Source organism: Mesorhizobium sp. M7A.F.Ca.CA.002.05.1.1 (assembly GCF_003998335.1).
Taxonomy (GTDB): domain Bacteria; phylum Pseudomonadota; class Alphaproteobacteria; order Rhizobiales; family Rhizobiaceae; genus Mesorhizobium.
Genome location: NZ_RZQI01000411.1, coordinates 1 through 5,135, shown reverse-complemented (window position 1 = coordinate 5,135; position 5,135 = coordinate 1). Strand labels below are relative to the sequence as shown.

Here is a 5,135-nt window from a genome sequence, read left to right as displayed (position 1 = left end):
GTCTCCTCCAGCGCCTGGATGGAGGTGCGAAACACTTTTTGCACGATCTCGGCCGAACTGTCGTCGGATGACAGTTCCTGGTGCATCTCGGCGGTCGGCAGGCGACTGTATTCATAGACGGCGGTGCGGAAGTCGCGATAGCCGGAAAAGCCGAGCTTCTTGGCGATTTTGACCACCATCGCCTCGGACACGCCGGACTCTTCGGCGATCTGTTTCAGCGGAATGCTCTCGTCGAAACCGCGCCGGCCGAAGACGGTTTCCACCACCTTCGCCTCCAACGGGGTGAGATGCGGCATCATCATGCGGATGCGCGGTCCTACCGCTTTCAGGTCCAGCCCGCTCAAGGTCATCCACGCCCCCTCGTCACGCGATCGATAAGCATCGCGGCGAGGATTATAAGACCAGTTGCCAGAAGCTGATAGAAGGACTGGACGTTCATCAGCGTCAAACCGTTGCGCATGGCGCCGAGGATGACGGCGCCCAGGATGGTGCCGACGATGCTGCCCTTGCCGCCCATCAGCGAGGCGCCGCCGATGGCGGCAGCCGCGATAGCGTCGAGTTCCCAGAGATTGCCGAGGATGGGCTCGGCGGCGCCGAGCCGGCCGACCAGGATCTGCGCGGCAAGCGCCGCCAGCAGGCCCGAGATCATGTAGGCGGCGATCTTGGTGCGGGCAATCGGCACGCCGGCGATGTAGGCCGCCTCCTCGTTGCCGCCGACGGCAAGCAGATATTCGCCGAAGGGCGTCTTCTTCAAAACGACCCAGGCGACGACAGCCACGCAGGCGACGATGATGACCGCCAGAGGCAGTCCAAACAGCGATCCGTTGAAGATGGCGCGAAAGCTTGGCGGAAGGCCGAGCACCGGATTGCCGCCGGTGTAGATCAGCGCCAGCGCCCGATAGGTGCTGAGCGTTCCCAACGTGACGATGAAGGGCTGCAGCCCGACATAGGCGACGAGCACGCCGTTGACGAGGCCGCAGGCAAGGCCAATGGCGAAGCCGGCGGCGATGGCCAACGGAAACGGCACGCCGGCGACCATCATAGAGGCCGAGATGACGGCCGAGAGTGCCGCCGTCGGCCCGACCGACAGGTCGATGCCACCGGAGATGATGACCAGCGTCATGCCCAGCGCCAAACAGGCATTGATGCTCGACTGCTGCAGGATGTTGATCAGGTTGCGCTCGGCGAAGAAGCCGGGCACCAGCGTGCCGAATACTGCCAGGATCACGACAAGGCCGATCAGCGTGCCGGCGTCGCGCATGGAAACGCCGCGCAGGAATTCGGCGCGTGGTCGCACCAGAGTGGTATCCGACATATCCGTCACCTACTGCCTTGCCTGTTGCGCGGCCGGCGTTTGCGTTTGTGGGATGGCGTGCGCCGCGATCGCCTGTTCGCTGATATCGTCTCTGTGGAGTTCGGCCGCGATCGTGCCGTCGCGCATGACCAGCACGCGGTCGGCAAGCCGGATCACTTCGGGGAGTTCGGAGGAGACGACGATCACGGCATGGCCCTCGGCGGCGAGTTCCTCGATCAGATGATAGATCTCCGCCTTGGCGCCGACATCGATGCCGCGTGTCGGTTCGTCGAACAAGAGGATGCGCGTTCCCGCGGCCAGCCAGCGGCCGATGATCGCCTTCTGCTGGTTGCCGCCGCTGAACAGGCGGATCGGCCGGTCGAGCAGGAACGGGCGCAGATTGACGCGGCTCATCCTGTCGACCGCCACCTGTTTCAGCCTGGTGTGATCGATGACGCCGCGCGGCGCGAATACGTTCATCGAGGCCAGCGCCATGTTGCTGGTGATCGAGCGCAGCGGCACGATGCCTTCGCGCTTGCGCTCCTCCGGCACCAGGCCGATGCCGGCGGCAATCGCATCGCGCGGGCCGGCGAAGCGCGCCGCCTTGCCGTCGATTGCAATGGTGCCGGCCGTGGCGCGATCGGCGCCGGCCAGGAGCCGCAAAAGTTCAGTTCGGCCGGAACCGACCAGGCCGGCAATCCCCAGCACCTCGCCGCGATGCAGATCGAACGACACGTTGCGCACCTTCGTCGCCGAGGAGAGGCCACGCGCGCTCAGCATGACCTTGTTCGTGGCATGGGAATTATGGTGTTCCTGCGCCAGTTCGCGGCCGACCATCATCGCCACGACCGCTTTCTCCGACAGGTCTTTCAGATCGACGGAATCGACGACGACGCCATCGCGCATGATGGTGGCGCGCCGGCAGATGCCGAACACCTCATCCAGCTTGTGCGAGACATAGACGACGGCGACGCCATCGCGCGCCAAACCTGTAATGACTTGCGCGAGCCGTTCGAATTCGCTCGGCGTCAGGCTCGATGTCGGCTCGTCCATGGCGACGATGCGGGCGCGATCGAGCAATGCCCTGGCAATCTCGACAATCTGCCGCTGCGCCACCTTCAGGGTGCCGAGCGGGGCGGCTGGATCGATGGAAGGGTCGATGGCTGCAAGAGCCTCGGCGGCGCGGCGCTCCTGCTCTCTGCTGGCGACGAAGATGCCGCCGCGCGTCAGCGGATGGCCGAGGAACATGTTCTGGGCGACGCTGAGGCGCGGCACCTGCTGCAATTCCTGATGGATCATGGCGACGCCCGCAGCGCGCGCGGCAACCGGGTTGGCGAGTGTAACCGGCTTGCCGTCGATGAGGACGCTTCCCGCGGTCGGCCTGTAGACGCCAGACAGGACGCGCAGCAGCGTCGACTTGCCGGCGCCGTTTTCGCCGAGCAGGCCATGGATTTCACCGGCCCCGACCGAGAACGAAACGCCGTCAAGCGCCCGTACGGCCGGAAACAGCTTGGAAATGCCCTGGAATTGCAGCCGGGGTGACATCGAGTTCTATCTCCGGGCCATGGTGCCGGACAGAAGCGAATTGCCCTGACCGGCACTGTTGGTTGGCCTTACTGGCCCGCAGCCGCGTCCTCGAGCAGCGCCTTGCGCGCGCCGGCGCCGGAATAGCGGTCGGCATTGTCCTTGGTGATCAGCGCCTGGGGCGTGGCGACGACGCGCGGCAGCTTCTGTCCCGCGACGAGACGCAGAGCTGTTTCCAACGCCACTTCGCCGGTCAGAACGGGGAAACTGTCGACCGTGCCGGTCAGTTCGCCGGCCCGTATGGAGGCATAGGCATCGGAAATGCCGTCGGTGCCGAAGACCGCAACCTTGTCCTGCAGGCCGGCGGCCTTGACAGCCTCGACGATGCCCAGCGCCATGCCATCATTGTTGGCATAGAAGCCGATCAGGTCGGGATGCTGCTGCAGGATGTTGGTGGCCGCGTCATAGGAGGTCTGGCGGTCCCAGTTGCCGGGAACGCTGGCGACAACCTCGAACTTGCCTCCCTCGGTAATGGTCGACTTGAAGCCATCGGTGCGCTGCACGGCGGCATAGACGCCAGCCTGGCCTTCGACGATGGCGACCTTGCCGCCATTCGGACGATTCTTGACGAACCATTTGGCGACGCGCACGCCATTGTCGCGTTGGACGTTGCCGACATAATGCTCGGCCTGCGGGATGACGGCGTCATTGACATTGACCACCGGCACGTTGGCGGCCTTGGCCTGCTCCATGATCGGCTGCAGATTGGCATCCGTCTGCGGCGAGACGAGCAGCACGTTGTAGCCCTGCGTCACCAGGCCTTCGGCGATGGTGAGCTGGCCGAGCTGGTCGCCCTCGCTCTGCGCTGCCTGATAGACGACGGGAACGCCGACCTTGGCGCCGAATGCCGTGTAGCCCTCGCCCAGCGAGCGCCAGTATTCATTGGTCAGCGTCTTGGAGACCGCGCCTGCCTTGGTGCCTTCGGGCAGCTTGGGGAACGCGCCGAACTTGGCCTCGACCTGCGACCAGTCGATGCGGTCCTTTTCCGTGTCGGAATTGAGCGGCGCGAGGTCGGCGGAAAAGGCAGAGCCGATCGAGAGCGCCATCAATGCGGCGGTAGCGGTGGCAAGCAGAAGTTTCATTGTATTCCTCCCTGGTTGAAAAACGGCGATGGCGCGGATGCCTCAGCTATCCGGCCCGAGCATGATTTCCTGGATGATGGCCTGCGACGTCACCGCGTCCTGGCTGTCCATGGCGGCGGACAGGCGATTGTCCTGCTCCAGCCGGTCGACGACGCGCAGCATGCGATTGACGGTGGCGATGTTGACTTCGCACTCGCGCACCGGATCGAGCCCTGTCATATCGGGGAACGTGTCGAAATAGATGGCGCCGGCGTAACCGTCGCGGCGAATCTGCCTGAGCATCTCGATGGTCTGCAGCGTGTGCACCGCGCCGACCATCAGGCCGTCGTCGCGCTTGGCGTAGCCGTCGTTCAGGTGCACGCCGAGCAGCTTGCTGTGACGCGCCACCAGGGCCGCGGCAAAGGCCGGTTGTTCGTCGGCGTAGAGCACATGAGCGAAATCGAGCGTGACGCCGAGATTAGGCAGGCCGACATCGCGGATCGCCAGCAAGGTCGTCGCCGCATCCGGCATCAGGCTGTAGGAGCGTGGTTCGTTCGGTTTGTATTCAAGGCTGATCTGACAGTCGGGATCATGTGCCGCAACTTCACGAATCCCATCAATTTCGTGTTGCCAAAGCGTCGAATAGTCGGCCTGGAAGGCGTAGTCGAAGCCATCCTGGCCGAGCCACAGCGTCATCAGGCTGGCGCCGGCCTCACGCACGGCATCGATGCCGGCCTTGGTCAGGTCGATGGCCTCGCGACGCACCGCCGGATCCGGATTGGTGAAAGCGCCGAGCTTGAAGGCGGGGTTGGAGTAGTAGCGCATGGCAAAGCCATTGATGGAGAGCCCAAGATCGCCCAGTTTCAGAGCAATTTCCGTGGGCTTTTCCCTGACATGGTCAGGAAAGTTGAGATCCAGATCGGTAAGCCCCTCGACCTTGGCGGCGCGCGCCGCCATCTGCAGCAGCGACGGCTTGCCGGTAAGATCGGGCCACTCGGCGTGCGGTCGCGAGGCAAAGGAATTCAGGCGCGTGGCGAAACGAGTGGCTGTCATGATCGATCCTTCAATCGTCATGACTTCACATAAATAAAGATATTTGTAAAGTTATTGTTTTGAGAGGCTACGAAGCGGCCACCAGGCTGGACCCGCCAAGGCGCGCAAAGGGAGCCGGCAGTTTCCCGGCCGGTGCCCTGGAG

The 5,135-nt window shown here is 64.0% G+C and carries 4 protein-coding genes and 1 pseudogene; all 5 read right to left on the bottom strand.

Annotated features, from left to right (window positions below):
- Positions 1 to 350, bottom strand: a pseudogene (locus EN939_RS20160) (MurR/RpiR family transcriptional regulator); the annotation flags it as partial.
- Positions 347 to 1,315, bottom strand: a complete 969-nt coding sequence (locus EN939_RS20155; RefSeq protein WP_127269390.1) for an ABC transporter permease — start codon at positions 1,313 to 1,315, stop codon at positions 347 to 349. The gene EN939_RS20155 and the pseudogene EN939_RS20160, both read right to left, overlap by 4 nt.
- Before the next feature lie 9 nt (positions 1,316 to 1,324).
- Positions 1,325 to 2,839: a sugar ABC transporter ATP-binding protein gene (locus EN939_RS20150; protein WP_127269389.1), complete on the bottom strand. Its 1,515-nt coding sequence runs from the start codon at positions 2,837 to 2,839 to the stop codon at positions 1,325 to 1,327.
- A 68-nt stretch (positions 2,840 to 2,907) separates the two neighbouring features.
- A complete protein-coding gene (locus EN939_RS20145; protein ID WP_127269388.1) occupies positions 2,908 to 3,960 on the bottom strand; it encodes a sugar ABC transporter substrate-binding protein in 1,053 nt (350 codons plus the stop codon).
- A 42-nt stretch (positions 3,961 to 4,002) separates the two neighbouring features.
- Positions 4,003 to 4,992: a TIM barrel protein gene (locus EN939_RS20140; RefSeq protein WP_127269387.1), complete on the bottom strand. Its 990-nt coding sequence runs from the start codon at positions 4,990 to 4,992 to the stop codon at positions 4,003 to 4,005.
- Positions 4,993 to 5,135 lie beyond the last annotated feature (143 nt).

Coding starts and splice junctions, on each gene's coding strand:
- EN939_RS20155 (WP_127269390.1), bottom strand. CDS start 1,315: ATGTCGGATACCACTCTGGTGCGACCACGCGCCGAATTCCTGCGCGGC.
- EN939_RS20150 (WP_127269389.1), bottom strand. CDS start 2,839: ATGTCACCCCGGCTGCAATTCCAGGGCATTTCCAAGCTGTTTCCGGCC.
- EN939_RS20145 (WP_127269388.1), bottom strand. CDS start 3,960: ATGAAACTTCTGCTTGCCACCGCTACCGCCGCATTGATGGCGCTCTCG.
- EN939_RS20140 (WP_127269387.1), bottom strand. CDS start 4,992: ATGACAGCCACTCGTTTCGCCACGCGCCTGAATTCCTTTGCCTCGCGA.